Source organism: Paenibacillus harenae, from assembly GCF_030812415.1.
Classification (GTDB): domain Bacteria; phylum Bacillota; class Bacilli; order Paenibacillales; family Paenibacillaceae; genus Pristimantibacillus; species Pristimantibacillus harenae_A.
Genome location: NZ_JAUSST010000009.1, coordinates 129,749 through 154,546, shown reverse-complemented (window position 1 = coordinate 154,546; position 24,798 = coordinate 129,749). Strand labels below are relative to the sequence as shown.

Below are 24,798 nucleotides of genomic sequence, written 5' to 3'. Positions count from 1 at the left end.
CTGATGATTCTCATTTTATTCGGTATTTATAATACCGTCAAGTAGTTTAAATACCGAATTGATAATAATGGAGGGTATTCAAAATGTCACTAGGTTCACGAATCAAGCAACTACGCACGGAAAGAGGGCTGACGCAGCAGGAGATTGCTGCTAAATTGGAAATGGGCCGCTCCAATTTCGGTCATATCGAGAATGACCGCGTTACGCCGACGAGCGAGGATTTGCAGAAATTAGCCGATATTTTAACCACGACAACCGATTATTTGCTCGGCCGCGACCATTCCATGGCAACAATACCCGAATGGGCTACGTATAAAGATAAGCGCGACTTCAAGAAGCTGCTTGAGGACGATGGCGAAGTCATGTTCGACGGCGTGCCGATGAGCCCAACTGATCGGCAGCGCGTCATGGATGTGTTAACCGGACTGTTCTGGGAAGCGAAGCAAATGAACAAGCATAAGAAGAAAATAGAGCCGCAGGACAGTAGATCTGATGATGCCGAAAGGTAGTTGTTGCTATGGATAAACTAATTAGGAAGCTGATCCGAAAGTTCCAGACCAACGACCCTTTCACGATAGCCGAAGGGCTTGGCATCCATTTGCGTTATGCGGATTTGGGCGAGGGTACCCGGGGCGTTTATTATAAAATTTTGCGAAGACGTTTCATCGTCATTCACGAACAGCTGCCCGAAGACTGGCGCCGGTTCGTCTGCGCGCATGAGCTTGGACACGACCGGCTGCATCCCGGCTTCAACCGGTTCTGGCTAGACGAGCAATCGTTCTTCAATGTAGGAAAGTACGAGCGGCAAGCGAGCAAATTCGCCGTCCGATTATTAACAGCGGGAGATGCACTCGCGCACAGCGAAACGCTTGAGGAGCTGCTAATGCGCAACGGCGTGCCCGTAGAGATGCAAAAGTTTTATTTTTAAACGATGGGACTGCATAGACGATAAGAGCCATTTCTCCGAATACGGATGAATGGCCCTTTTTTTGGCATGCGTTCACCTCTTTGCCCAAACGGACAGGTTGTCGCACAAGCTTGTCAGCAAATCTATGAATATAGTATCTCACTCTAGCGCCAAAGGGGTGAGATAATGACCAAGAAACCTTCCAAACCAACACGAAATATCGTTAAACCAAAACAGCGAACAAAAGCTCCAGCCCGCGGTTGCGGCATCCTCCCGAAAAAATACGGAAAAGCAAAAGCATCGGTTCGTTGTTTAGTCCTGTCTATCTACGTCGCGCCCGGTTCTACGCTGAACCAGACGACGCTTAACAACCACTTGAGAAGCTTAAGCGATATCTGGCAAGCCTGCGGCATTTCCTTCGCGTACCGCTTCGTGAACGCTGACGGCTCAGGCACTTTCATGAGGATAGAAGGTCCCGTAGTCAATCCGAATGCGTTCGTATGCGGAGGAACGTACCGCGATCTCGATCCATACTTCCAGGAATGGTTAGCCTACCGCCCGGGCAGCTTGAGGACGGATATCGCGATTTATTACGTTCGCGGACCGCTGGTCGGCGGCGCGATAGGCTGCGCTCCGTTCATTACGCCTAACGGGCGCGCCGTCATCGTGACGAACGGTTATACCGACAACGTGCTTGCCCACGAGATCGGCCATGTATTGGGGTTGGGACATGTTCCGGTCACTCCGGCTAACAGAAGCAACCTGATGTATCCGTTCAGTTTCCCGGAAAGCCGTAATTTGACAAGCGCCCAATGCGTTATCGCGCTCCAAAGTCCCGCCCTTCAGGATTGCACAGCCGCTGCGTCAAAAATCATACCCAAGCGCAAAAAAGCCGTTCCCGTCTACAAGAAACCTTCTTCCACTTTGCAACCGCCCAAAGGAAAACCGTTCGCAAAACCACGCCGTTACCCGCGGGTCTAGAGGAAGTTTTTATCGCCAATTCGAATGATGTGGTAAAATAGGACATAGCCATACACTACGATTATGAGGTGTCCCATGTCCATCAGCTTCACGTCTTCGATCATCAACCGATTAAAGAGAGAAATTGCCGATATCCAAAAACAGATAACGAACGATAAAACGAAGCTGGCAAAAGTGAGCGCGAAAATAAAACAGCTGCAAAAAGACAGCAGGGTAAGCTCCTCGCCTAGCGATCTGAGCAGTAAGATGTCTCAACTCACGAAGCTTAAAGACGAGGCATCCAAGCTTGAAGCCGCGCAAACCGATCTCGCTAAACAGCTTTCCGCCAAGAATGCCGAGTTGAGACAGCAGACGGCCAAATCCACCAAGCCTAACTCGATTTAAAACGGAGCAAGAGTATAACGGGATTTTCTCCTGCTAATTTCACACCTTCTGCTGATTTGATGCAAATAGCTGGAATTTCTCCAGTTAAATCGCAATTTTTCGGATGAATTCGTCATCCTCAGCCAAATAACAGGAGTTTATCCAGTTAATCGATTGAAAACATCAGTTTGAAAATAATTAACTGGATATTTTCCAGTAAAATTCGCCCACCGAGCTTCAGCTAGTTAGTTCAACTTAACAAAAAAAGCTTCCCTCCGGCATTATCCGATGCCAGGGGAAGCTTTTTTCACGCTGTATGCTATTTCATTTTCACAAGGTTATAGTTTTTCTTGCCTTTGCGGATAATGATGAACTTGCCTCCGATCGCTTGCTCGGACGAAACCGCAAACTCGAGGTCGGTGATCTTCTCGCCGTTCATCGAGATGGCGCCGTTCGACACGTCTTCGCGCGCTTGGCGCTTCGAAGGCTCGATGCCTATCTCCACAAGCCATTCCACGATGTTTTTGTCTTCGCTTCCGCCGCTCGCTTCAAACGTCGGCATATCCTTAAAGCCTTGCTCGATCTCGTCCGCCGTAAGCGAACGAATATCGCCGCTGAACAGCGCCGCCGTAATGCGCTTCGCTTGCTCCAGCATCTCTTCGCCATGCACGAAACGCGTCATCTCTTCGGCCAACGCCTTCTGCGCTTCGCGTTTATGAGGCTCGGTTTGCACCTTCTCCTCCAGCGCATCGATTTCCGATTTGCCCAGGAACGTAAAGTATTTCAAGTATTTCACGACGTCGCGGTCGTCGGTGTTCGCCCAGAACTGGTAGAACTCGTAAGGCGTCGTCTTGTTTGGATCGAGCCATATCGCTCCGCCGGCCGTTTTACCGAACTTCGTGCCATCCGCCTTAAGCATAAGCGGGATCGTCAGGCCAAACGCCTTCGCCTCCGAGCCTTCCTTCTTGCGAATAAGATCGAGTCCGCTCGTGATGTTGCCCCATTGATCGGAGCCGCCGATTTGCAGTTGCACATCCTCATGCTGGTACAGGTGCAAGTAATCGAGCGATTGAAGAATTTGGTACGAGAACTCGGTGAACGAAATACCGCTGTCCAGCCTGCTCGCTACGACATCCTTCGCCAGCATCGTGTTGAGGTTGAAGTTTTTGCCGTAGTCGCGGAGGAAGTCGATAATATTGATTTTATGCGTCCAATCGTAGTTGTTCACCATGCGGATCTCATTGTCTCCGTCCGTGATAAACAGCTTACGCAGTTGTGCACTTAGCGCATTCACGTTGTCCTGCACCTGTTCGAGCGTCTGCAGCGAGCGCTCCGTCTGGCGTCCGCTTGGATCGCCGATCGTTCCCGTCGCTCCGCCGATCAGAATAACCGGACGATGTCCGGCCAGTTGGAATCTCTTCAGCACCATGAACGGAATCAAATGTCCGATATGCATGCTGTCGCCCGTCGGGTCAACGCCGCAATAAAGCGATACCGCCTTCGTATTCGTTAATTCGCGCAAGCCCTCCGCGTCCGTCTGCTGATTAATGGCGTCGCGCCATTCGAGTTCGTCGATAATGTTCATAGCCATGCTATGCAACTCCCCTTTTCTTCATGAATGTCTGTCAAAAACAAAAAAACGCCCCTAGTCTATTGAAGACATAGGGACGATTCATAACCGCGTTACCACCCAGATTACACCAACCACTTATCAAAAAAGCCGTCAGTGCCACTCTCGGCGATGTATCGTTCACCATTCCGCTTGGCATTACCCAAGATACTCCGGAGTGTACTTCGCGATCTCTGTGTGTGCCAGGTCCCATCGACCCCTGGCTTTCTGTAACAGGGACAAAGCCGCTACTGCGCTCGTTCAACGTATATAACGTATTAGATTACGACAAGTATAGAGAATTGCGAATCGAATGTCAATAAACGAAACGAAAACGAAATCCCCTCGTTACATAACTCGTTATTCGGCTCGATCAATCAAGAATCGCCTTCCGATTCCCGCACAAGCAACGACCAGAACACCCCCTGCAATTAGGATCGACTCGACGCTTACAGCATCCCCCAGCGGGCCGAACAGCAGCATGCCAAGCATGAGCGCAAAAGAATTCGACACCTGCATGAAGCTGAACACGCGCCCGTGCATCTGAGGCTCTACCTTCTCCTGCAGCATGACGGTGAGCGGGGAATTAAAGGACGGTGACGTAATGCCAATCAGCAGATTGAACAACAAATACAAGCCAAAGGTTGGCGCAGCGCCGAGTGCAATCATCAGCAGCCCGTAAAGTGCACAAGCGAGAAGCATCGTTAGCAGCCGATTGCGAAACCCGCCCCATGACGCTATGATGAGTCCGCCAATTAGCATACCCGCACTAAATGTCATCTCGCTAGCGGATAGACGCCATACCTCCGAGCCGAACGACCGGCTAACCATTAACGGCGTCAGAAAGGCGGCTGGACTAATGAGCAGCATGACTGCGAATAGAAAAACAAGCAAGCGACGGATATAGGCATGCTCCTTCAAGTACGCAAAGCCTTGCTTTATTTTTTGTACGCCGGAATTTCCTTCAGCTGCCTTATTGGCAAGCGTCGACACTGTAATCCCCGACATAATGCCAATCCCTATCAGCGCTGTTACGACATCGATAAGCAAGGCCATCTCGATCGTCGCCAAAGCTAACACCGCCGCGCCCGCTGCCGGAGACAGAAACATCATCAGCGAAGAAATGCTGCTGTTGATGCCGTTCACCCGCATGAGCCGTTCCTTCAGTACGAGCTGGGGAATGATTGCCTGAACGGCTGGCGTCTGAATGCCTGTGCCGAATGAGCGGATAAGCAAAACCGGATAGAGCAGCCATATGTCGTTATAGCCTGCCAAGAACAATATTGCCAGTGCGAACGTTGTGATCGCAATCATGCCATCGGCCAGCATAATTATCGTTTTGCGATTGTACCGGTCAATCCAGACCCCCGCGGACAGTGAAATTAGAATCTGCGGCAAGAAGCCGCACACCGTGGAAATCGTTAGCATTGCCCCCGACGATGAATGCAGCGTGATATACCAGATAATCGCGAATTGCACCATGGAGGAGCCGAAAAGGGAAATCGTCTGAGCGGACAGAAACAACGCTATTTTCCGCTGCCAACCATTATAGTTATTGTTTTTGTCGTAATGCATAGCTAGGAACACTCCTGTTAATTGTTATCGTAAAACGCAAAGAAGCTGCCGACAAAATCGTCAGCAGCTTCTTAATCCTACATTACCGGCAGAAGGCATTGCGAAATAAGCGTAAAGATATACGCTTTTTTTCCAATAATGCGATCTGCCGATGATATAAGGGAAGCGTGATAGTTAAGCTTCCCGATTAAGCTCCGCACAACGTTTCATCGATTTGTCCATTTGTCCGGAGCAGCGTTTCGGATAACGTTTCACAGTGTTCAAGCGACTAGTGTCCATCAAGCGAACATCCTTTCATTTGATGCCATTTTAGTATGGCCATCCAATGATGTCAAGAATGGAACGATACAATCTATTCGACTCCGTAGAATCGCGCACAGTTGCCCCCAAGTACCTTTTCCCTGTTCTCGGGAGATAACTGATCCACATACTGGATCACGATGTTCATGACGGATTGGTAATCCCGGCTTAACAGGCATACCGGCCAGTCGGAGCCGATCATGAGCCGGTCAGGTCCGAATGCTTCGAACACGACGTCCAAATAAGTCGTGAACTGCCCCGGATTCCATTCCGTTATGTCCGCTTCCGTAACCATGCCCGACAGCTTGCAATATACGTTTTGCTTGGCTGCCAGTGCCTTTATATTTCGGCTCCATTCGGTAATCGAGCCTTCTCTAATTCTAGGTTTTGCGAGATGGTCGACAACGAATGGCTGCTCCGGCAACTGCTCCACTAGCTTGACCGCATTCGGCAGATGCTTCTCGAAGATTAACAGGTCATACGTTAAGCCGTACTCGCCGAGCAACTTCAATCCTCGTAAAAATGGTTCCCGCAGCATGAAATCATCGTCCTGCTCATCATGAATAACATGCCTGACTCCCTTCAGCTTCGGATACTTGCTGTAGATATCCAACTGCTGGCGAACGTCCGGCGAGCATAGATCTACCCATCCGACGACGCCTTTGATGAAGTCATTCTGTTCCGCTAGCGCAAGTAGCCACTCCGTCTCCTTCAGCGTTTGCCTTGCTTGCACCGCGATAGTCCCATCGAATGCAACGGATTGCAGCAACGGCTTCAGATCCGACGGTAAAAACCTCTGCATCAATACGCTCTGCTGCTCGCCTATCCACGGGTAGTCCTCAGCCCGATAGTCGATAAAATGCTGGTGCGAGTCGATTCGCATATGTTTCGCCTTCCTCCTTTCGCAGGGTTACCATGAACGATTAAGGATCGGTCTCAGGATGTGCTGCACGTCCTGGAACAGATCAAGGTCAATCGGTTCGTTGATCCATGCTGCGTTTTTGATAATATTGTCAGGGTTCGCCGTGCCGACGAGCGTCGTCGGGATAGTTGGATTGGCAACCGAATACTGGATGGCTAGCTTGGACAGGTCCTTACCGCGCTCTTGGCATAGCTTCGCTGCCGCCAAGCATGCGCTCTTGATTTCCTCGGTTGCCGGATGCCAATCGGGAGCTCCTTGCTTGCTGAGCAGTCCCATCGAGATCGGAGATGCGTTAATGAGCCCCACCCCTTTTTCCTGCAGCAGCGGCAGCAATTCCAATAAACGGTTGTTGTTCAAGCTGTAGTGGCAATAGGAGATGATGGCGTCCACGTGGATCTGCTCCAGTACGGCGCGAAAAATATGCAGCGGGAATCCCGTGATGCCAGTAAAGCGGATTTTCCCTTGCTCCTTCAGCTTCTGCAACGCCGGGATACTTTCCTGTATGATTTGCTCCAGATTGCCGTATTCGATGTCATGCAAATGAAGAATGTCGATATAATCCGTGTTCAACCTTGCAAGACTCTCTTCCACGCTGCGGAAGATTCGGTCAGCCGAGAAATCGAATTCGTTCTCTCCATAGCGCCCCGCCTTCGTCGACAGGATGAAACGGTCTCGCTGGACCGTCTTCAAAGCCTTGCCCAGCACGCTCTCCGCCTTGGTCAGCCCATAATAAGGCGATACGTCAATCAAATTAATGCCGAGATCCAGCGCCTCATGGACGGTACGGATCCCTTCCTTTTCGTCGATGTTCTTAAAGACAGAGCCGAGCGAGGACGCACCAAAACTAAGTGCGGACACGTTCAAGCCTGTATTGCCTAAAGCCCGATATTCCATGCGATCAGCCACCTTTACAATCTATTAGATAAGATTCCATTGCAAAACTTACTTAACTTTACTAAGAAAGTATAACGGTTGATGGATTATAGTGTCAAACAAATAAAACACTCCCCTTACAAAAAGAGGAGCGTTCGCATTTTTCTGTAGTTCGCGCTATATCGCTCGCTGATCTCCTCCAACATCAAACAACCGCTTGATGAGGAACGCAGCCGAACCGATCGCCGCAGCATACTCTGCCAGCTCAGACACGACAATTTTCGTATTGCGCCCGGCATATTTCATCTGGTAGCGCTGCGCATGATTATGTATAGACGTAATGAAGCTTGAACCTGCCCGCGACAGCCCTCCCTCAAGGACGATCATTTCCGGGTCAAGCAGATTGACCACCTTCGCCAGCGCGAGACCAATATATTCAGCGGCATCTGCGATAATGCGCTGTGCTGTCTCATTCCCAAGGCCAGCAGCCTCGAAAACATCCTTCGCTTCAAGCCGATCTTCGTCCGCTTTCCTGCGAATATTAGTGTCATTGAGGACACCAATCTCCGCCCGCGCGCGTCTGACGATCGCATCGCCTGAAGCAAGAGCTTCCAGGCATCCCGGATTGCCGCATACGCAAATCGGGCCGTCCTTTTCCATCGTCATATGACCCAGCTCGCCCGCGCTTCCCGATCCTCCGCTGAACAATTCACCGTCAAGAAACAGCGCCGAGCCAATTCCATGCCCTAGATTGACACAGATGAAGCTGTTCATATCGCCGCGTCCATAACCGAACCATTTCTGGGCCATAGCCATCGAGTGAGTCACATTATGGACAACCATGGGAAGCGCGAACCGTGTTTTCAACGCAGGCAGCAGTTCTACCCGCTCCCAATGAAAGTCCGGAGAGAACAGAACCGTGCCGGTCTCGTAATCAAGCAGCCCCGGCATGCCGAGTCCGATACCGAGCAATCTCTCTTGCTCGACGCCTGCCTGTGCGATAACCGCCTCGATGGTAGCTGCAACTCGATCAATAATTTGCTCTGGCGCATCCTTGACCATCGTTGGCACCGAATGCTCGTACAGAATGTTCGCCGACATATCCATCAGTATGCATAAAATATTCGTCGTTCCTATATCCACGCCTACAATATAATGGCGATCCGCTACGAACTCCAGCAGTTGAGGCGGCTTGCCCCCGCTGCTCTCCCCTTTGCCCGCTTCTTTCACGAGACCTCTGCCGATCAATTCATCCGTTATTTTCATAACGGTTGGAATGCTAAGGCCCGTGCTGCGAGCGATCTCCGCTTTGAAAACTTGCCCCGATGCACGGATGGCCGATAACACATTTTTTTTATTTATCGTATTGATGACGCTTTTATCTATTTTCATTGCTGCTACGCACCCGCTTAACTTAATTCATTTTCTTAAGTAAGTGTATGAATGGGTGCAGGGAATGTCAAGCTAAACCGTATATTAACTGCCCTTTCAACTAATAAAAAAGAGGCCTCCCACAAGTTCACTGAACTCGGGAGAAGCCTCTATTTTTTAGTCCTTCACCTTAAAAGGTTTTGGACTGGTCTTACATCATGCCACCCATACCGCCCATGCCGCCCATGTCCGGCATGCCGCCGCCTGCGCCCTTCGGCTCAGGTTTGTCAGCCACAACCGCTTCAGTCGTCAAGAACATCGCTGCAACGGATGCAGCGTTTTGCAGAGCGGAACGCGTAACCTTGGCAGGGTCAACGATACCTGCTTCGAACATGTCAACCCATGCTCCGGTAGCAGCGTTGTAGCCTACGCCGATTTTTTCGTTTTTCAGACGCTCAACGATAACGGAGCCTTCTTGGCCTGCGTTCGCTGCGATCGTGCGGATCGGCTCCTCAAGGGAACGAAGCACGATGTTAACGCCCGTTTGCTCGTCGCCGTCTGCTTTAACAGCGGCAACCGCTTTGTATACGTTCACGAGAGCAGTACCGCCGCCCGATACGATACCTTCTTCCACAGCTGCGCGAGTGGAGTTCAGGGCGTCTTCGATGCGAAGCTTACGCTCTTTCAATTCGGTTTCCGTAGCTGCGCCGACTTTGATTACCGCTACGCCGCCAGCAAGCTTAGCAAGACGCTCTTGCAGCTTCTCGCGGTCGAACTCGGAAGTAGTTTCTTCCAGTTGCGCGCGGATTTGGTTAACGCGGGCTTTGATGTCGGCCGAGTTGCCCGAACCGTCAACGATGATCGTGTTTTCTTTCGTGATGCGGATTTGGCGAGCGGAACCGAGTTGGTCGACAGTCGTCGATTTCAGCTCAAGGCCAAGCTCTTCCGTGATCACTTGCGCGCCAGTAAGAGCCGCGATATCTTGCAGCATCGCTTTACGGCGGTCGCCGAAGCCTGGAGCTTTAACCGCTACGCAAGTGAACGTGCCGCGAAGTTTGTTGACGATCAGCGTAGCTTGCGCTTCGCCTTCCACGTCTTCTGCGATGATCAGCAATTGCTTGCCGGATTGAACGACTTTCTCAAGAACCGGAAGGATCTCTTGAATGTTCGTAATTTTTTTGTCGGTGATCAAGATGTACGGGTTGTCAAGAATCGCTTCCATTTTGTCCGTATCCGTAATCATGTAAGGGGAAACGTAGCCGCGGTCGAATTGCATGCCCTCAACCACTTCAAGCTCCGTAACGAAGCCTTTCGACTCTTCTACCGTAATAACGCCGTCGTTGCCGACTTTCTCCATCGCTTCCGCGATCAGTTGGCCGACTTCCTCGTCAGCGGAGGAGATCGATGCAACTTGCGCGATCGATTGTTTGCCTTCGATCGGTTTCGAGATGGCTTTCAGCTCTTCGACAGCCGCTTTAACGGCTTTCTCGATGCCTTTGCGGATAACCATAGGGTTAGCGCCCGCCGTAACGTTTTTCAAACCTTCGCGAATCATCGCTTGAGCAAGAACCGTCGCAGTCGTCGTTCCGTCGCCTGCTACGTCGTTTGTTTTTGTTGCTACTTCTTTAACAAGCTGAGCGCCCATGTTCTCGAACGCGTCTTCCAGCTCGATTTCTTTTGCAATGGACACGCCGTCGTTCGTGATGAGCGGGCTGCCGAATTTTTTCTCCAAAACAACGTTGCGGCCTTTAGGACCAAGCGTTACTTTAACCGCATTCGCAAGCGCGTCAACCCCGCGCAGCATAGCGCGGCGTGCGTCTTCACTAAATTTAATTTCTTTAGCCATGATTTTCGTGACCTCCTAGAATTAGGTTAAGTAGGTGTTGCTTCTTACCGTCTTGCCTTCTATGTGACCCGGTTAGTTACGGGCAGCTTATCCGAAAATAGCGTGAATGTCGCTTTCTTTCATAATCAAATACTCTTTGCCCTCGTATTTGATTTCTGTTCCTGCGTATTTGGAGAACAGAACGCGATCGCCTTCTTTAACTTCCAATGCAACGCGAACGCCGTCCTTAAGCGTGCCGCTGCCAACTGCCACCACTTTGCCTTCTTGCGGCTTCTCTTTTGCCGTATCCGGCAATACGATTCCGCTAGCAGTCGTTTCTTCCTTCGCGATCGGTTCGATCAATACGCGTTCACCCAAAGGTTTAATCATTGAAAATAGCCTCCTTCTAATTTTGTCGCTTATTGGTATTTCGTTAGCACTCGTAAGCATTAAGTGCTAACAATCATTTTTATCATACTCATTTTCACATCTGATTTCAAGTGCTTGAAAGCTATTTTGCGATAAATTCACAAGTCCTTGCTTATGTACGGTCGAGACGGCAAGCCTACTTCTTAGCTTATCCCGTCAAAGCGCAAATCATGAACTAATTATTTGATTGCTTTATCGATTGGAAAAGGCATGCCCGACCACGCCTTCCGCGACGTCCAGTCCCGCTGCGTTCCGCTCCAGAAAGGATGCGCATCAGGCAGGCCCAGCGGAAGAAATACAGCTGCGCTTAGATAGAGGCTGCCCGTGGAGATATAGTGTTCGCCAACGCCGGGCTGATGCCCGCAGAAGCCGATCGTCAGCCAACCGTCCGCCGTGAAGTTGCCGGGCAGCTCGAGCGTACGGCGAATAACGGCGGTAAGCGCGCTTCGAACCTGCGCAGGATCGAGGCCGGAGGGCAGATCATCCCGCAGCGCGCTCTGCGCTAGACTTTGGAAAGCGCCGAACCGATACGCAAGCGACCTGCCGATCGGCGGATAAGAACCGTCCGGTGCAATTAGACGCTCCTGCACTTCGGCGAATCGACGAGCCCGCGTATGTATCGATTCTCGCATCGCGCTCCATTCTTCGTAGGCATCGCCTACCGCCGCCATTACATCCACAAGCATCGGCTGAATAACGAAGCTGTTGTAATAATCGAAGTGGAATTCAGGTCCGTCTCCATATACGCCGTCGCCTAGATACCATTGCTCATGCTGTTTTAACGCGTAATCGACGCGCATGTGATCCCAATCGCTCTCTCCAAGCAGACATAATGCCGATTCAATGGTTGCCGCGAACAGCAGCCAATTGCTGAATACGGGCTTGCGCGATCGCGTCAGCTTAAGCGCATTCACGACATTAGCCTTCACGCGCGGCTCAAGCGCTCTCAGCAGCTCATTCGGCGCGCGAAGCAGCGCTTGCGCGAGAAACGCCGCATCGACGATCGGCTGAAAGCCGTCCCCGAAGTTCATATAATCAGGCGAATCCGGATCGGTAGCCGCATCTAAGCAGGTGCGGGACAGTTCCACGTAACGCTCCCGGAGCTCCCCTTCCGCACCGTACCTCTCTCCGTTCTCCAGCCATGGCGCGATACCCGACAGCAGGCGGCCGAACGCCTCCAGATGCGAGTACTTGCCCCTCTCTACCGTTGATTCCGCATTGCCGCTGCTCGTTTCAATCGGCATGGATAGTTTCAGACGCCGCTCCGCCAGCGCCTCGAGCACAGGGCCTCCAATCGCATCAAGCTGCTCCAGCCAATAGTCGCGATCCTCCACCTCATCGTGAATCGACTTCCCGCTACGCATCCTATACCCGACTCTCCCTTCAGCCTGGTTTACCATCATGACCACCTTGCTCTCTTAAAGTCTGCACAGCTAGCTGCTTATATGGTAAATTATAACCTATTTTCTATCAACCTACGATCCGCCAACACGACTAAAAAGATGATCAGTGCACAAAAAAACCGCACAACGACGTCTTAGCATCGAATGCGGCTTTCCTGACTGCTATCTATTATTCCGGGCGGTATTGCAACCCGTTCATGATGAACACCGTCATATCTTCAATCATCATCTCGATGGAATCTTGTTCTTTTCCCTTCAACACCGTCCAATAATCGTTATCACGGTAAAACAGCAGCGCACCGAGGATCGACATTAGCGCCGTATCCAACGAGCGGAAAGTGAACTTGCCTTGTTCGCGCCCCCGTTCCAGCCATATTCGCAACTGCACCCACGTCGGCATCACATGTTCGCGAATCTTCTGAATCCGGGGCGTGTTCAATACAATCTCATGCTGCGTAATTCGTGTCAGCTCCGGTTCCGCTTGGCGATACAAAGTTACCTCTCGAATAATTAACCGAACGCCGGCGACCGGGTCGATCCCGTCGTCCCTTAGGGTGCGTATTTTATCATTGGGAAAAAAACTCTCGAACAAAGCCGCGAACACATTTTCCTTGCCGCCAAAATGATACGATACAAGAGCGACGTTAGCGCCTGCCTCCTCGCAAATTTGCCGAACAGACGTACCTTCGAAGCCGTTCTCGGCGAACAGCTTCTTGGCAGCGCGCAATATTCTGATTTTAATATCGTTATCCACGGTCGTCATCGCGTTCCTCCGTCAAAGCTGTTTCTTATTATTGTGTCTTACCTGACGTCATTCGGCAAACAAGCGATTAACCGGCTTTGTTCCACTACGATTGCTTATGGCTTGCAATGGCAGCCGTTGGCTGCGGTACAGGCTGTGGACGCTTGATTGCCACCGCGAAGACGCTAATTGCGGCTGCTACGACAGTAATAACGATAAGGCTAAGAAGATCCGTGCCGATCGACGGACCGCCGAAGAGCAAATTCATATTGCCGTCGACCGCATAAGTAGCCGGAAGGGCACTGCCTAAGCCGGTGTAGAAATCAGACAACAGTTCGCGCGGAACGATTGCCCCTGACGATACAAGCTGAGCCGATAGCAGCATAATGTTGAACAGCATGCCCGCCATGCCGAACAAGTACAGGAACATTTGGGACACGAACATGAAAGTCAGCAGGAATACGAATTCGAACAGCCACAGCAGCAGGAAGCCTTGTTCGATCTGCCCGCCAAGAGCCACGAGCAAAGTAGCGCCTACCAGAGATACGAACAAGGCCGCGACCGTATTAATGATGCTGCGAGCACCGAATCGTCTCCATCTGCTTACTTGCCCGCTTACGGCCATCGATGATTGCTCAAGATTCATCCCCATAATCATCGCTCCTACGTAGGATGCAAGCACCATCATCATCGGAACCATCTGGTTGTTCATTCCTTGCACGATATTTGTCGATTGAATATCCGATACGACACGCTGCGACAAGCTTGCGGCAGCAGCCGTTGCTTGCTCCTCCGGCATGTTCAGGCTGCCAAGAACATTTTGCAGACCGGCCGATACCGCTTGAGTATTGATTTCCGAAGTCATCTGCGAAGCCGCGCCGCTCATGATGCTCTTAATAAGAGCAGGATTCGACTCGTTAATCAAATATTGCACCGAAGCTTGTTCGCCTTGCACCGAAGCCTTCTGCGAGAAGTCAGCCGGAACATGTACGACCATCTGCAGTTCCCTTGCATCAAGCTGCTCTTTCGCTTCTTCGAGGTTGTCGATCTGAACCATATCGAACGGCAATTCCTTCACCAGATTAGCGGCAATCTGCTGACCGAACTGCGTATCCTCGTTAACGACCGCAATACGCAACTGATCGACACGGTCGGTTACGCCGTTATAACCGGTCATCCATATAACCGAAAAAATAATTTGAAACATAAGTGCCGTAACTATACCGACGATCGTTGTCGGCCGCTTCATGAATGCCTTTATTGCTGTACCCATTCCTATCCACTCCTCTATCTATCTATTTAAACAAACGTTTAAAACATTCGTTTAAATCATACTGCCCGCAACCCTTTTTGTCAACATAAAAAAAGAAGAAGGTCTCCCTTCTTCTTAACCAGTATACCCGCTTAGCCTTGACCGAATTCCGCTTCCCATTTTGCATCCTTGTCCTGCTGCTTCCGATAGACGAAGCCAGACAGTATGACACTCACCTCATAAAGCAGTATCAACGGTATGGCGACCAACACGTCCGATATGAAATCAGGCGGCGTTACCGTAACGCCAATGAGGATCATAATAAAATAAGCAACGCGCCGCATCTTGCGCAGCCTCGTCGGATTAAGCAGCCGAATCGCCGTCAGGAACATGATGACGAGCGGCAGCTCGAACAAAAGCGAGATCGGAATCAAGATATTGAACATAAACGTGAAGTATTGCGCGATTCCGTACGTTTCTTCCAAGTTCAAATGCTCGGACACGCTTCTTGTGAAGTTGAAGGCGAGCGGAAATACGACAAAATACGAAAATGCGAGTCCGACCAAAAACATAATAAGCGCAAAAGGCACATACTTGAGTGTCGATCTCTGCTCATGCTCATGCAGCGCAGGCTTGACGAACGCCCATAGCTGATAAGCTATAACCGGCAATGCTATAATTAACGCGATGACGAAAGCAAACTTCATATACATGCCGATACCGTCCCATAACGAGAACGTATGCAAGGATATCGTATTCGCCGGCTTCTGGCTCATTAGGAAGTTATAGAACGGCTGCGCAAGCAGCAGACCGACAATAAGCCCTAATGCAAGAGCGATCAATATGTATACGATGCGTTTGCGCAGCTCCCCTAGATGCCCGAGAAGCGGCATAAGCCCTTCTTCGCGAATAAGCTGCTTGCGCGATTTTTGCTCTGTCGAGCTATTTTGATCCGATCCCATCAGCTAGATCCTCCCATCTGCACGAACGGCCATCATCAAACGTAAACGTCTATCGCCGTCCGCTGTCGACAAAAGCTTAATTTCAAGTCTTGTCTTTCAACAAAAAAGCGGGCCCGGTCAGTCCGGAAGCCGCTTATTGTCTTTCTCCAAATTGTCTACCCGATTCACTTCGACGCGATTCGTTTCCTTGTCCTTACGATCGTCGTCCTCCATGATATCTTTCGCGCCTGCCTTGAATTCCCGCAGCGTCCGTCCGAAAGCTCGTCCAAGCTCTGGCAGCTTGTTGGGACCGAACAGCAGCAATGCGACCAGAACGAGCAATATGATCCCCGTTGCACCTATGCCTGACATTCCATAACCCCCTAAAATTCACGTAGCTAACCACTTCAATTCATCTGTATGACAATGCGAAGCTCGCTTCAACAGCCATATAGCCCCCCATACCCCATATCCACAATGTCGTCCTGCATGATCGTATCTCCAGCGAGTATACGAGGCAGCAGTACATCGAATGACGTATAAGGATCGTGCATCACGCAGCCAGGCAGACCCATAATCGGCACGCCGTCCAAATAACCGATCAGCAGCATGGAGCCTGGCAGCATTGGCGTTCCATAGCTGACAATATGTGCTCCGGCCGCCTTGATCGCGCCTGGCGTACGATCGTCCGGATCAACCGACATTCCACCTGTTACTAGTATCATATCATACCGCTTGCTTAGCAAGTAGTGTATTTCCTTGACAATTATTTGTCGATCATCGGGAGCGAAGCGTTGTTCCGCTACCTCGGATCCAAGCGCTTCAAGCTTGTTTCTTACGGCAGGACCGAATTTATCCTCGATTCGGCCGCTGAACACTTCTCCGCCGGTCGTGAGCAGCCCCGCCTTCAATCGATGAAGCGGACGCACGCGAATGGGCGCGGCTCCTTCGTGAGCAGCCCGATATTCGGCTGCCAGCCGCTCGACAGTCTCCACCCTCGCTTTCGGAACATACAGCGGAATTGCCCTCGTTGCAGCCAGCTGTCTTCCCGGCTGAGCCACCGTATTCGTCTTCACGGTAGCGAGTGCAATCTCGCCAAGACGATTAATGGCATCAACGATTTCGCGATCAATATGAACGAGTCCAAGCTGGCTAGCCTTCAAGCTAACTTTGCCCTCATGCGGCTCCGTTAACGTTATTCCTTCTCCGAACAGAGCTCTGGCCATCCGTAATGCAGCATCATCCTCATGGAGATCGTTATCTCCAAGCTCCATGATGTAAATATGCTCTTTGCCGATGTCGAGCAGCTTGGGAATGTCGGCCTCCGTCACAAGATGCCCTTTCTTGAACAGACGTCCTTTGAACTGGCCGGGTATAATCTGCGTCAGATCATGCGCAAGCCGCAAACCGATCGCATCGTATACGGATACTTCCCTCAGCTTCGTATGAGCAGATGCTGCCGTTATTTCATTATTTTCATTTATATGACTCATGCTCGATGATCTCCCAATCTTCCCGACAAAATGTCCAATGCATGCGGAAGTTGATCCATAATCGCCATCAAGCTCTCATGAACGCCCTTCGGACTGCCCGGCAAGTTAACGATCAGGGAATTGCCGCGAATGCCGCATACGCCTCGCGACAGCATCGCACGTCTCGTCTTCTGCAGAGCGCCCATGCGCATAGCCTCAGCAATACCAGGCACAACGCGATCGATCACTTTCATCGTGGCCTCCGGCGTAATATCTCTTGCGGCTAGTCCCGTACCGCCTGTCGTAAGCACGAGATCCGCTTGAAAATATTCCGTCATCTCGATGATTGCCGCCATAATCTCATCCTGCTCGTCTGGAACGATCCGGTAATCGACAATTTCCCCGCCGAGCTCTTCTTCGATTAGCTCGCGAATCACTTGTGCGCTCGTATCTTCGCGTTCCCCTCGCGAACCTTTATCGCTTGCCGTCAGTATGGCTACCTTCCAACGCATCTGCCGTTCCTCCCATCCCGAGTCCGATTACGGGTTTGCTCTAAATTCGGTAATCGCCGCTCTTGCCGCCGCTCTTCGCGATGAGCCGAGTCGGTCCGATAACCATATCCTTCTGCAGCGCTTTGCACATGTCGTACACCGTCAGAGCGGCCGCGGATACGGCGGTTAGCGCCTCCATCTCGACGCCCGTTTTGCCGGTCGTCTTGACTGTTCCTTCTATATAAAGCTCGTCAGCTCCGTTATCCGTGAACACGATGTTCACGCCCGTTAACGGCAGCGGATGACACATGGGTATCCAGTCCGACGTTTTCTTGGCGGCCATTACCGCTGCCACCTGCGCTACGGCTAGGACGTCGCCTTTGCCGATCGTTCCTGCCTTGATGCGCGATAGCGTGTCCGAGTTCATCTTCACCATCGTGCTTGCCGTCGCCGCGCGTGCCGTCGCTTCCTTGTCGGATATATCTACCATGCGCGCCCGGCCTTGTTCGTTAAAGTGAGTCAGCTCCACTCGAATCGCTCCTTCTATCTGTACTATACAAGCTAACTTTAAATAATAGTCGTCAACATAAGAGTCAATCATCTATATTTTCGAATACAATTGCCGCTGCGTCAATATTCCGTTCATACGAATATCATGCGGCTCAAGCATCAATTCCTCTACCAGTTGGGCTTCAAAAGAGGCTCCGATCCATTGCATGCGAACACCGGTTATGCCTGCGTCAAGCTGCTTCGCAGCGAACCGATCATAATAGCCGCCGCCGTAGCCCATTCTTCCACCCTTCAGATCGAAGGCTAGACCGGGCACAAACACTACGCGCGGCATCCGCTCGGGATTAATCTCCTCGGCTGCTTGCGGGTCCGGCTCCATAATTCCGTATGCGCCAGACTTCAACTGGTCCCAGCTCTCCAAGCGGTAAAGCGTCATGGATCGGTCGACGGCGTTGCATCTGGGCACGATCACGTCCAGCCCCTTCTCCCAACCCCATTCGATGAGAGCAGTAAGATCCATCTCGCTTCGGAACGGCACATAGGCCATAAAGGCTTCTTCCGAGGCCGCCTCCAAATACGCCGCTGCATGTCTGCACGCCGCCTTCGACCAAGCTTCCCGCTGCTCCTCGCCCAGTCCGTTCCGTATTCGCGTCATTTCCAAGCGAATAGCCTGCTTCCCATTAAGTTCCTTATGATCCATCAAGGGCAGACCACCTACTCTATGTCCCGTCATATGCTTCCATTTATTTTAGTTTACCACTCTTATACAACTTTCGCCAATGGAAGCGCCCTTTTATGGTAAACTAGAGAGGATGACAAGCAACAAATTTCGTTGCAATTATTTGCTGGAGGTTTCAAGATGCTGCTGCAAGTATCCAACATAACGAAGAGCTATGGCGTTGACGTCGTGCTATCGAATATTTCTATGCAAGTGCTGGAGCGCGAGCGAATCGGACTCGTTGGCGTGAACGGCGCAGGCAAATCGACATTGTTAAAAATTATTGCCGGGGAGCTTACTGCCGACTCCGGTGATATCCATAAAGCGAAAGAAACGAAAATCGGTTACTTGGCGCAAAATAGCGGCCTTAACTCGGATCGGACCATCGAGTCCGAGATGAGAGCCGTCTTCGCCCATCTGCTGGACGCTGAGCAGGAGCTTCGCGATCTTGAAGTGAAGATCGCCGATCCTGCCCTGCATGACGACGAGAAGCGTTATGCAGATACGCTGGAGCGTTACGCCAAGCGTTCGGACTGGTTCCGCGAGCAAGGCGGATTCGAGATCAACACACGCATCAACAGCGTGCTGCACGGCATGGGCTTCGGGCAGTTTCCGCCCGGTACGCGTATTTCCACATTAAGCGGCGGGCAGAAGACACGGCTCGCGCTCGCTCGTATCCTGCTGCAAGCACCCGATCTGTTGATGCTCGACGAACCAACGAACTATTTGGACATCGAGACGCTGACTTGGCTCGAGAGCTACCTGCGCGGTTACTCCGGCGCTATCGTCGTTGTCTCCCATGACCGTTATTTCCTCGATGCGCTCGCTCAGACCATTATTGAAATCGAACGGCATGTATCCAAGCGGTACACCGGTAATTACAGCCGGTACATGGAACTGAAGGCTGCCGATTATGAGAGCAATATGAAGCAATACGAGAAGCAACAAGATGAGATTTCTCGTTTGGAGCAGTTCATACAGAAAAATATTGTGCGGGCTTCCACGACGAAGCGGGCGCAGAGCAGACGGAAAGCACTGGATAAGATGGATCGGCTCGACAAACCGATGGGCGACTTAAAGAAAGCCTACTTCAGCTTCGAAATCGAGCGCATGACCGGCAAGGACGTGCTGGATGTCAGCGGCCTTTCGGTTACGTTTCCCGGGCAATCGAAGCCGCTGTTCAATAACGTTTCCTTCCAACTATCGCGCAGCGAGACCGTTGCCTTAATCGGACCGAACGGCATCGGCAAATCGACACTGCTTAAAGTTCTCGTCGGGCAGAACGAACCTACAAGCGGCTTCTTACGTTGGGGAACAAACGTGAAAATCGGCTATTACGATCAAGAACATACGCGTCTAAACGGAAATAATACGGTTCTGGAAGAAGTTTGGAGCGCCTATTCCCATATGGAAGAAGCTCGTATTCGTACCGTCCTTGGCAACTTCCTGTTCAGTGGCGAAGACGTGTTAAAGCGCGTCTCGTCGTTAAGCGGCGGCGAGAAGGCACGCGTATCGCTCGCCAAGCTCATGCTTGCGCAAGCGAATGTCCTAATTCTCGATGAGCCTACCAACCATTTGGACTTATTCAGCAAAGAGGTGCTCGAGGCGGCGCTTATGGATTACGAGGGCACGCTGCTATTCATCTCTCATGACCGTTACTTCTTAAACAAGATGGCTGAGCGCATTGTCGAATTAAAGCCGAGCGGCACGGATCATTTCCTAGGAAATTATGACGATATGATAGAGAAAAAAAGCGAGATTGAGGAAGCACGCCTAGAAGCGTTAGCCAAGCAATCGACAAACTCATCCAAGTCGGCAGCAATTGACAATGCGCCTGCCACCTCGTACGAAGCGGACAAGCAAGCGAAACGTGAAGAACGGAGCCGCCAGCGCAAGGTCGAGCAGCTTGAGCAAGACATTGCTAACGGGGAGCGGCAGATCGCTGAATTAGAAGAGAAGCTGGCAGATCCTGCTATCTTTAATGATTATGTTCGTATTCAGGAAATACAAGCCGAAATCGAGAAGCACAAAACAGCTCTAGCGAACGCGTACGAGGAATGGGAGAAATATATGTAACGGCGAAATGGGGGAATCTCTTTATGAAGCATTCCAATCATACAATTTCCGGACAAACCATGGAATGGTTAACAAACGTAATTAAACCGTCAGCTTGTGTGCAAACGATACATCGACTGCAAGGCGGCGTGTCGTCTATCGTTCTTAACGTTACCGTTACTGCCGAAAATCGGGCAACAAGCTATGTACTGCGCCAGTTCGACAATCACGAATGGCTGGAGCAGGAGCCCGACCTTGCCCTTCACGAAGCGGAATGCCTGAAATGGGCTGCTCTCGTGAAAGTACCAACACCCGAACTGGTAGCTTTCGACGAGAGCGGCAGATTAAACGGTCATCCCTCCGTCCTTATGACGAAGCTCGAAGGTACTGTTGTTCTAGAACCCGGCGACCTTAATCAATGGCTGGATCGGATGGCTGCGGCACTTGCATCGATACACGAAGTCAACGCGGATGATTTCCCTTGGAGCTACTATACGTATAGCGATATTCAAGCTTTGCGGCCTCCATCCTGGTCTGCGCAGACCGGATCATGGAGCGAGCTCATCGCGCTAGCTCAGCGTCCTCGCCCATCGTTTAAGCCCTGCTTCATCCATCGCGACTATCATCCAACCAATATTCTTTGGCAGGATGACAAGGTTAGCGGAATTGTCGATTGGGTGAATGCATGCCAAGGCCCTGCTGGAGTCGATATCGGACATTGTCGGCTCAACCTTGCCTTGCTTTACGGCGTAGAGGCAGCAGACCGGTTTTTGGACGCCTATGTCGAATATGCAAGCTCAACATTCACATACGACCCTTACTGGGATGCAATCTCCTTATGCGACGCCTTCTTCGACTCACCTACCGTCTATCCGGGTTGGACGGATCTTGGCTTCGAGGGGCTGACAGACGCTTTAATCGCGGAACGTATGGACTTATATATGATTAGCCTCGTTAATCGTATAGACAAGAAGCCGGCTGAACACGAATAATTCGTGTTCGACCGGCTTCTTCTCAATACTGCTCCAAGCTGATTAAGCCCAAACGCTGCGCCTCTTTGATCGCTTCCGAACGAGACCGCACGCTTAGCTTCTCGAATATTTTAGATAGTTGATATTCAACGTTGCGCTGGCTAACATGCAGCATGGCTGCAAGCTCCTTATTGCTAATGCCCGTCGCCACCTCATGCAAAATCGTCTGTTCCTTCTCATTAATCGATACGTCCTCGATCGACAGCTCCTGACGTTCAAGCTTAATCTCGTTTCTTCGCAACTGCTTCAGAAGCGAGATCGGAATGACCGCGTCGCCCCGCATTGCACAGCGAATCGCATTATGCAATTGCTCCCTCGATATCGTCTTCGAGATGAAGCCTGACACGCCAGATTCGATTAACAAATTAAAGTGTGTACCGATCTCATAGCCGGTATAAATGATTACTTTGCGTTCGGCATCCTGCTGTATTAACCGCTTTGTCAATTCCAAACCGCTTATGCCCGGCATGTTCAAGTCGCATAAGATAAGATCGAAGCTCTTCGTCTGAATCAGTTCAAGCGCTTCTATAGCAGAGAGCACGACCGATACTTCCATATCGGGGTCTTGCTCAATCATCGTTTTTGTCCCTTCGCCTACTGAAGGATGATCGTCAACTAATAAGATACGAATCACGCGAAATCCCCATTTCCGACAGCCCAGAGGTCATTTTCTCCGGTATTAAAATAATTACTTCGAGGCCGCTTCCCCGCTGCGAATGGAAGGTGATGTCGCCTTCAAGGCTAGTCACTCTCTCTTTGATGCCTGATAGCCCCATATGCTCGAATGTCGCAATCATTTGATTGACATCCATTCCGATGCCATCATCCTTATATCTGAAATAAATCACGTCATGCTTCATCTCTAGCTCAAGCCGAATGAGCTTGGCATTGGCATGCTTGTCCGCATTCCGCAGAAGCTCTTGTACAATTCGATAGATCGCCGTAATCTGCTCCTCGTTAAGCGGACGGTCGAACGGTTTCGCATGGAAGTCGACCTCAAAGTTAACGCGCATCAGCGTTAGCTCGATAATAGATTCGACCGCTTCAATAACCCCCATCTCCTTAAGGAGGGGAGGACGAAGCTCATTGCATGTTTCCCGAATTTGATGGATAACGTCTAACAGGCCTTCCTTAATATCTTGCAGCTCCATGTCGAGCTTGTCTGTCATCGGATGATCCATCATGATTGCTTCAAGCTTGCGATACCATAAAAGCTGATCCTGAAGCGCCGAGTCGTGCAGATCTGCGGCAAGCTTCCGACGTTCATTTTCGGACAGGCAGAACAAGAGGCGCAGCACCCAAGGCGAGGTATTATGCTCCTTCTTAAGCTCCGATTCCAAATCCTCGATCAAACCTTCAATTAAATACAGATTCTCGAACACAATGCTGGCATAGTTCGACATCGTCTTCAGCCAGCGCAGCTCATCCGAGTTGAATCTGGTATGATTCGTCTTCATGCCGATCCATAGAATATGGTAGCGGGTACGCTGCCGACCAATAACAAGTCCCAATCCATAGGGTAAATCGATTAACTCGCCTACTTGCATCGAATAAGAGGCTCCAAGCAGAAACTCTCCCGTAATAAGCTCATCGGGCTTCTCGCCCATTGGATAAACGACGTTCTCGGAGTAATCGACAAGCAGGAAGTGAATTCGATTTACCGGAAGGAGCTCATTGATTTCCTGTTTTAGAATCTCCTCCAGATCGGCCTGCTTCATCACTCGGGCTATTTTGCGGGAAAACCGGTCAAGACTGTCCTGATAGCTGTACATCGCTTTGAACAGCTTTGGACGGTAACGATGGTCGATTTGTTCCTTCGCGTAAAGGAACAAGGTCATTCCGATATAAATAACGACAAACACGATGAATCCGCTGCTCCATGTCGAATTGTAGTTTGTGTTGCTAACAATAAACAACAAAACGACAGCAATAGCCATCGAAGGCACAATGGCAATTAACGTATAATATTTAAACCTTGTTAGGATAAAGTCAATATCGAATAGTTGATTGGAGGTCAACAAATAAAAATACACAATGGGAAGGACGAACAAAAATAGTGCCGTAAATGCTGCCGGTAATATTTGCCCTCCTCCGACTAACAGCGGAAGCAGGTTCATCGTCGTAAACGGCGTAAACGCCACTATATGGGATACGAGCGTAATCTTGAACAAGGAATTTAATTTGGTATTGCGGTGGTTCAAAAACTTGCGTATGAGCTGAATAATAACAATGAAATTGCTAAAAAACAAAATTCCGAAATACAACATTTTTATGTAGAAAAAGACTTCTGTTGAAATGTACGAGGTCCATACATAAAGCAGGCAGCTTACGGTAACTGCAAAAAAAATAACACTTAAAAATGCTATTTGCTTCTTGCGAATGAACGTCACATTAAAACGGCTTAAGTACTTATTCATGAATAACATGAACGAAATAGGGATATTCGGAAGCAATAAGTAAAGCAAGGACATGCCGATCCGATCGCTTCGGTAGGTTGCGGCGGAGCAATAATAGCTTAAACCGATAATAACAAAAAAAGATATAAGCATTAATGCCGCTTTATCATTTCTGCGTTTCATATAGAGAAGAAGGGATAACGCCGAAAAGATTAAAAACGAGGTTAACGGTACGTATAGCTGGATAAGCATCTCCCAACTGGAATGATCGCCGTCCCAGCCTCTAGTAAATGTAATGCTTTGCATCGTGCCGTCCGAATGTCTAATAGACACGTCTTCAGCCTTTTCGATCCAATTGAACTTATTCGCATTCTGGTAGTGAGCCGCCGGAACTCCGTTAACCGTGAGAATAACATCTCCGGCTCTTATCCCCTTGATTTGGGCTTGTCCGGCGGGCTCTACCAGCTTTACGACATACTCGCCAGCTTCATTTCGAAACACTTCTGCTCCGATAAACGGCTCCCGTACAATGATGACAGTAATATACGTTAGTATCGTTAATATAGCTACAAGGAGTAGAAGAAAAGCTGCTCGGTTTCGTGTGTTAGTGCTCACTGTTTTTCCTCCGCATC

At 50.4% G+C, this 24,798-nt stretch carries 24 protein-coding genes and 1 other annotated feature; of the genes, 6 read left to right on the top strand and 18 right to left on the bottom strand.

The window, feature by feature from the left end; all coding sequences use genetic code 11:
* Positions 1-83: 83 nt before the first annotated feature.
* The 4 genes from J2T14_RS27990 (at position 84) to J2T14_RS27975 (ending at position 2,272) form a co-directional block, all read left to right on the top strand.
* Complete coding sequence (locus J2T14_RS27990; RefSeq protein ID WP_307476277.1) at positions 84-509, top strand: helix-turn-helix domain-containing protein; 426 nt, start codon at positions 84-86, stop codon at positions 507-509.
* An 8-nt stretch (positions 510-517) separates the two neighbouring features.
* Entirely contained in the window at positions 518-928 is a 411-nt protein-coding gene (locus J2T14_RS27985; RefSeq protein WP_307207557.1) for an ImmA/IrrE family metallo-endopeptidase, read from the top strand.
* Between the two features lie 165 nt (positions 929-1,093).
* Positions 1,094-1,888: a hypothetical protein gene (locus J2T14_RS27980; RefSeq protein ID WP_307476276.1), complete on the top strand. Its 795-nt coding sequence runs from the start codon at positions 1,094-1,096 to the stop codon at positions 1,886-1,888.
* A 75-nt stretch (positions 1,889-1,963) separates the two neighbouring features.
* The gene (locus tag J2T14_RS27975; protein WP_307476274.1) at positions 1,964-2,272 is read left to right on the top strand and encodes a hypothetical protein; all 309 of its coding nucleotides are present in this window, start codon (positions 1,964-1,966) and stop codon (positions 2,270-2,272) included.
* 298 nt (positions 2,273-2,570) lie between these two features.
* On the opposite strand, the gene tyrS is transcribed toward J2T14_RS27975, so the two are convergent.
* The 16 genes from tyrS to J2T14_RS27895 all read right to left on the bottom strand — a co-directional run bounded on the left by tyrS (position 2,571) and on the right by J2T14_RS27895 (position 18,666).
* The gene (gene tyrS / locus J2T14_RS27970; RefSeq protein WP_307476427.1) at positions 2,571-3,836 is read right to left on the bottom strand and encodes a tyrosine--tRNA ligase; all 1,266 of its coding nucleotides are present in this window, start codon (positions 3,834-3,836) and stop codon (positions 2,571-2,573) included.
* Between the two features lie 75 nt (positions 3,837-3,911).
* Positions 3,912-4,134: a binding site (T-box leader), on the bottom strand.
* Positions 4,135-4,220: 86 nt separating this feature from the next.
* Positions 4,221-5,435 carry an MFS transporter gene (locus J2T14_RS27965; protein WP_307476272.1) on the bottom strand — a complete coding sequence of 405 codons (1,215 nt, stop codon included), beginning with the start codon at positions 5,433-5,435 and terminating at the stop codon, positions 4,221-4,223.
* A 352-nt stretch (positions 5,436-5,787) separates the two neighbouring features.
* Entirely contained in the window at positions 5,788-6,618 is an 831-nt protein-coding gene (locus tag J2T14_RS27960) for an amidohydrolase family protein (RefSeq protein ID WP_307476270.1), read from the bottom strand.
* Between the two features lie 27 nt (positions 6,619-6,645).
* Complete coding sequence (locus J2T14_RS27955) at positions 6,646-7,551, bottom strand: aldo/keto reductase (RefSeq protein ID WP_307476268.1); 906 nt, start codon at positions 7,549-7,551, stop codon at positions 6,646-6,648.
* Between the two features lie 156 nt (positions 7,552-7,707).
* Positions 7,708-8,922 carry an ROK family transcriptional regulator gene (locus J2T14_RS27950; protein WP_307476266.1) on the bottom strand — a complete coding sequence of 405 codons (1,215 nt, stop codon included), beginning with the start codon at positions 8,920-8,922 and terminating at the stop codon, positions 7,708-7,710.
* A gap of 190 nt (positions 8,923-9,112) precedes the next feature.
* Complete coding sequence (gene groL, locus J2T14_RS27945; RefSeq protein WP_307476264.1) at positions 9,113-10,747, bottom strand: chaperonin GroEL; 1,635 nt, start codon at positions 10,745-10,747, stop codon at positions 9,113-9,115.
* A gap of 87 nt (positions 10,748-10,834) precedes the next feature.
* A complete protein-coding gene (gene groES, locus J2T14_RS27940) occupies positions 10,835-11,116 on the bottom strand; it encodes a co-chaperone GroES (protein WP_028609403.1) in 282 nt (93 codons plus the stop codon).
* 218 nt (positions 11,117-11,334) lie between these two features.
* Positions 11,335-12,519 (bottom strand): DUF2264 domain-containing protein, encoded by a 1,185-nt coding sequence (locus J2T14_RS27935; protein ID WP_307476262.1) that lies wholly within the window; start codon positions 12,517-12,519, stop codon positions 11,335-11,337.
* Between the two features lie 208 nt (positions 12,520-12,727).
* The gene (locus J2T14_RS27930; RefSeq protein WP_307207580.1) at positions 12,728-13,321 is read right to left on the bottom strand and encodes a TetR family transcriptional regulator; all 594 of its coding nucleotides are present in this window, start codon (positions 13,319-13,321) and stop codon (positions 12,728-12,730) included.
* Positions 13,322-13,406: 85 nt separating this feature from the next.
* Entirely contained in the window at positions 13,407-14,573 is a 1,167-nt protein-coding gene (locus J2T14_RS27925) for a YhgE/Pip domain-containing protein (protein ID WP_307476260.1), read from the bottom strand.
* 131 nt (positions 14,574-14,704) lie between these two features.
* A complete protein-coding gene (gene tatC, locus J2T14_RS27920; RefSeq protein ID WP_307207582.1) occupies positions 14,705-15,514 on the bottom strand; it encodes a twin-arginine translocase subunit TatC in 810 nt (269 codons plus the stop codon).
* 117 nt (positions 15,515-15,631) lie between these two features.
* Positions 15,632-15,865, bottom strand: coding sequence for a twin-arginine translocase TatA/TatE family subunit (locus J2T14_RS27915; protein ID WP_307207584.1), 234 nt, complete (start codon positions 15,863-15,865; stop codon positions 15,632-15,634).
* 68 nt (positions 15,866-15,933) lie between these two features.
* Positions 15,934-16,986 (bottom strand): molybdopterin-binding protein, encoded by a 1,053-nt coding sequence (locus J2T14_RS27910; RefSeq protein ID WP_307476258.1) that lies wholly within the window; start codon positions 16,984-16,986, stop codon positions 15,934-15,936.
* Positions 16,983-17,477 (bottom strand): MogA/MoaB family molybdenum cofactor biosynthesis protein, encoded by a 495-nt coding sequence (locus J2T14_RS27905; RefSeq protein WP_307476256.1) that lies wholly within the window; start codon positions 17,475-17,477, stop codon positions 16,983-16,985. The genes J2T14_RS27910 and J2T14_RS27905 overlap by 4 nt, the downstream gene beginning before the upstream one ends.
* A 40-nt stretch (positions 17,478-17,517) precedes the next feature.
* Positions 17,518-17,985 (bottom strand): cyclic pyranopterin monophosphate synthase MoaC, encoded by a 468-nt coding sequence (gene moaC, locus J2T14_RS27900; protein ID WP_307207588.1) that lies wholly within the window; start codon positions 17,983-17,985, stop codon positions 17,518-17,520.
* A gap of 72 nt (positions 17,986-18,057) precedes the next feature.
* A complete protein-coding gene (locus tag J2T14_RS27895) occupies positions 18,058-18,666 on the bottom strand; it encodes a 5-formyltetrahydrofolate cyclo-ligase (protein ID WP_307476254.1) in 609 nt (202 codons plus the stop codon).
* A 159-nt stretch (positions 18,667-18,825) separates the two neighbouring features.
* Between J2T14_RS27895 and J2T14_RS27890 the strand changes: the two genes are divergently transcribed.
* Positions 18,826-20,760: an ABC-F family ATP-binding cassette domain-containing protein gene (locus J2T14_RS27890; RefSeq protein ID WP_307476251.1), complete on the top strand. Its 1,935-nt coding sequence runs from the start codon at positions 18,826-18,828 to the stop codon at positions 20,758-20,760.
* Positions 20,761-20,783: 23 nt separating this feature from the next.
* Positions 20,784-21,731 (top strand): phosphotransferase family protein, encoded by a 948-nt coding sequence (locus J2T14_RS27885; RefSeq protein WP_307476249.1) that lies wholly within the window; start codon positions 20,784-20,786, stop codon positions 21,729-21,731.
* A 22-nt stretch (positions 21,732-21,753) separates the two neighbouring features.
* Here the strand turns inward: J2T14_RS27885 and J2T14_RS27880 are convergent, their stop codons facing one another.
* On the bottom strand, positions 21,754-22,404 hold the full coding sequence (locus tag J2T14_RS27880) for a response regulator transcription factor (protein ID WP_307207594.1): 651 nt from the start codon (positions 22,402-22,404) through the stop codon (positions 21,754-21,756).
* Positions 22,382-24,781, bottom strand: coding sequence for an ATP-binding protein (locus J2T14_RS27875; protein ID WP_307476247.1), 2,400 nt, complete (start codon positions 24,779-24,781; stop codon positions 22,382-22,384). Before J2T14_RS27875 ends, J2T14_RS27880 begins: the two co-directional genes overlap by 23 nt.
* Positions 24,782-24,798 lie beyond the last annotated feature (17 nt).

Excerpts from the sequence above, each read along its gene's own strand:
- J2T14_RS27990 (WP_307476277.1), top strand. The coding sequence starts at position 84 with ATGTCACTAGGTTCACGAATCAAGCAACTACGCACGGAAAGAGGGCTG.
- J2T14_RS27985 (WP_307207557.1), top strand. The coding sequence starts at position 518 with ATGGATAAACTAATTAGGAAGCTGATCCGAAAGTTCCAGACCAACGAC.
- J2T14_RS27980 (WP_307476276.1), top strand. The coding sequence starts at position 1,094 with ATGACCAAGAAACCTTCCAAACCAACACGAAATATCGTTAAACCAAAA.
- J2T14_RS27975 (WP_307476274.1), top strand. The coding sequence starts at position 1,964 with ATGTCCATCAGCTTCACGTCTTCGATCATCAACCGATTAAAGAGAGAA.
- tyrS (WP_307476427.1), bottom strand. The coding sequence starts at position 3,836 with ATGAACATTATCGACGAACTCGAATGGCGCGACGCCATTAATCAGCAG.
- J2T14_RS27965 (WP_307476272.1), bottom strand. The coding sequence starts at position 5,435 with ATGCATTACGACAAAAACAATAACTATAATGGTTGGCAGCGGAAAATA.
- J2T14_RS27960 (WP_307476270.1), bottom strand. The coding sequence starts at position 6,618 with ATGCGAATCGACTCGCACCAGCATTTTATCGACTATCGGGCTGAGGAC.
- J2T14_RS27955 (WP_307476268.1), bottom strand. The coding sequence starts at position 7,551 with ATGGAATATCGGGCTTTAGGCAATACAGGCTTGAACGTGTCCGCACTT.
- J2T14_RS27950 (WP_307476266.1), bottom strand. The coding sequence starts at position 8,922 with ATGAAAATAGATAAAAGCGTCATCAATACGATAAATAAAAAAAATGTG.
- groL (WP_307476264.1), bottom strand. The coding sequence starts at position 10,747 with ATGGCTAAAGAAATTAAATTTAGTGAAGACGCACGCCGCGCTATGCTG.
- groES (WP_028609403.1), bottom strand. The coding sequence starts at position 11,116 with ATGATTAAACCTTTGGGTGAACGCGTATTGATCGAACCGATCGCGAAG.
- J2T14_RS27935 (WP_307476262.1), bottom strand. The coding sequence starts at position 12,519 with ATGCGTAGCGGGAAGTCGATTCACGATGAGGTGGAGGATCGCGACTAT.
- J2T14_RS27930 (WP_307207580.1), bottom strand. The coding sequence starts at position 13,321 with ATGACGACCGTGGATAACGATATTAAAATCAGAATATTGCGCGCTGCC.
- J2T14_RS27925 (WP_307476260.1), bottom strand. The coding sequence starts at position 14,573 with ATGGGTACAGCAATAAAGGCATTCATGAAGCGGCCGACAACGATCGTC.
- tatC (WP_307207582.1), bottom strand. The coding sequence starts at position 15,514 with ATGGGATCGGATCAAAATAGCTCGACAGAGCAAAAATCGCGCAAGCAG.
- J2T14_RS27915 (WP_307207584.1), bottom strand. The coding sequence starts at position 15,865 with ATGTCAGGCATAGGTGCAACGGGGATCATATTGCTCGTTCTGGTCGCA.
- J2T14_RS27910 (WP_307476258.1), bottom strand. The coding sequence starts at position 16,986 with ATGAGTCATATAAATGAAAATAATGAAATAACGGCAGCATCTGCTCAT.
- J2T14_RS27905 (WP_307476256.1), bottom strand. The coding sequence starts at position 17,477 with ATGCGTTGGAAGGTAGCCATACTGACGGCAAGCGATAAAGGTTCGCGA.
- J2T14_RS27895 (WP_307476254.1), bottom strand. The coding sequence starts at position 18,666 with ATGGATCATAAGGAACTTAATGGGAAGCAGGCTATTCGCTTGGAAATG.
- J2T14_RS27890 (WP_307476251.1), top strand. The coding sequence starts at position 18,826 with ATGCTGCTGCAAGTATCCAACATAACGAAGAGCTATGGCGTTGACGTC.
- J2T14_RS27885 (WP_307476249.1), top strand. The coding sequence starts at position 20,784 with ATGAAGCATTCCAATCATACAATTTCCGGACAAACCATGGAATGGTTA.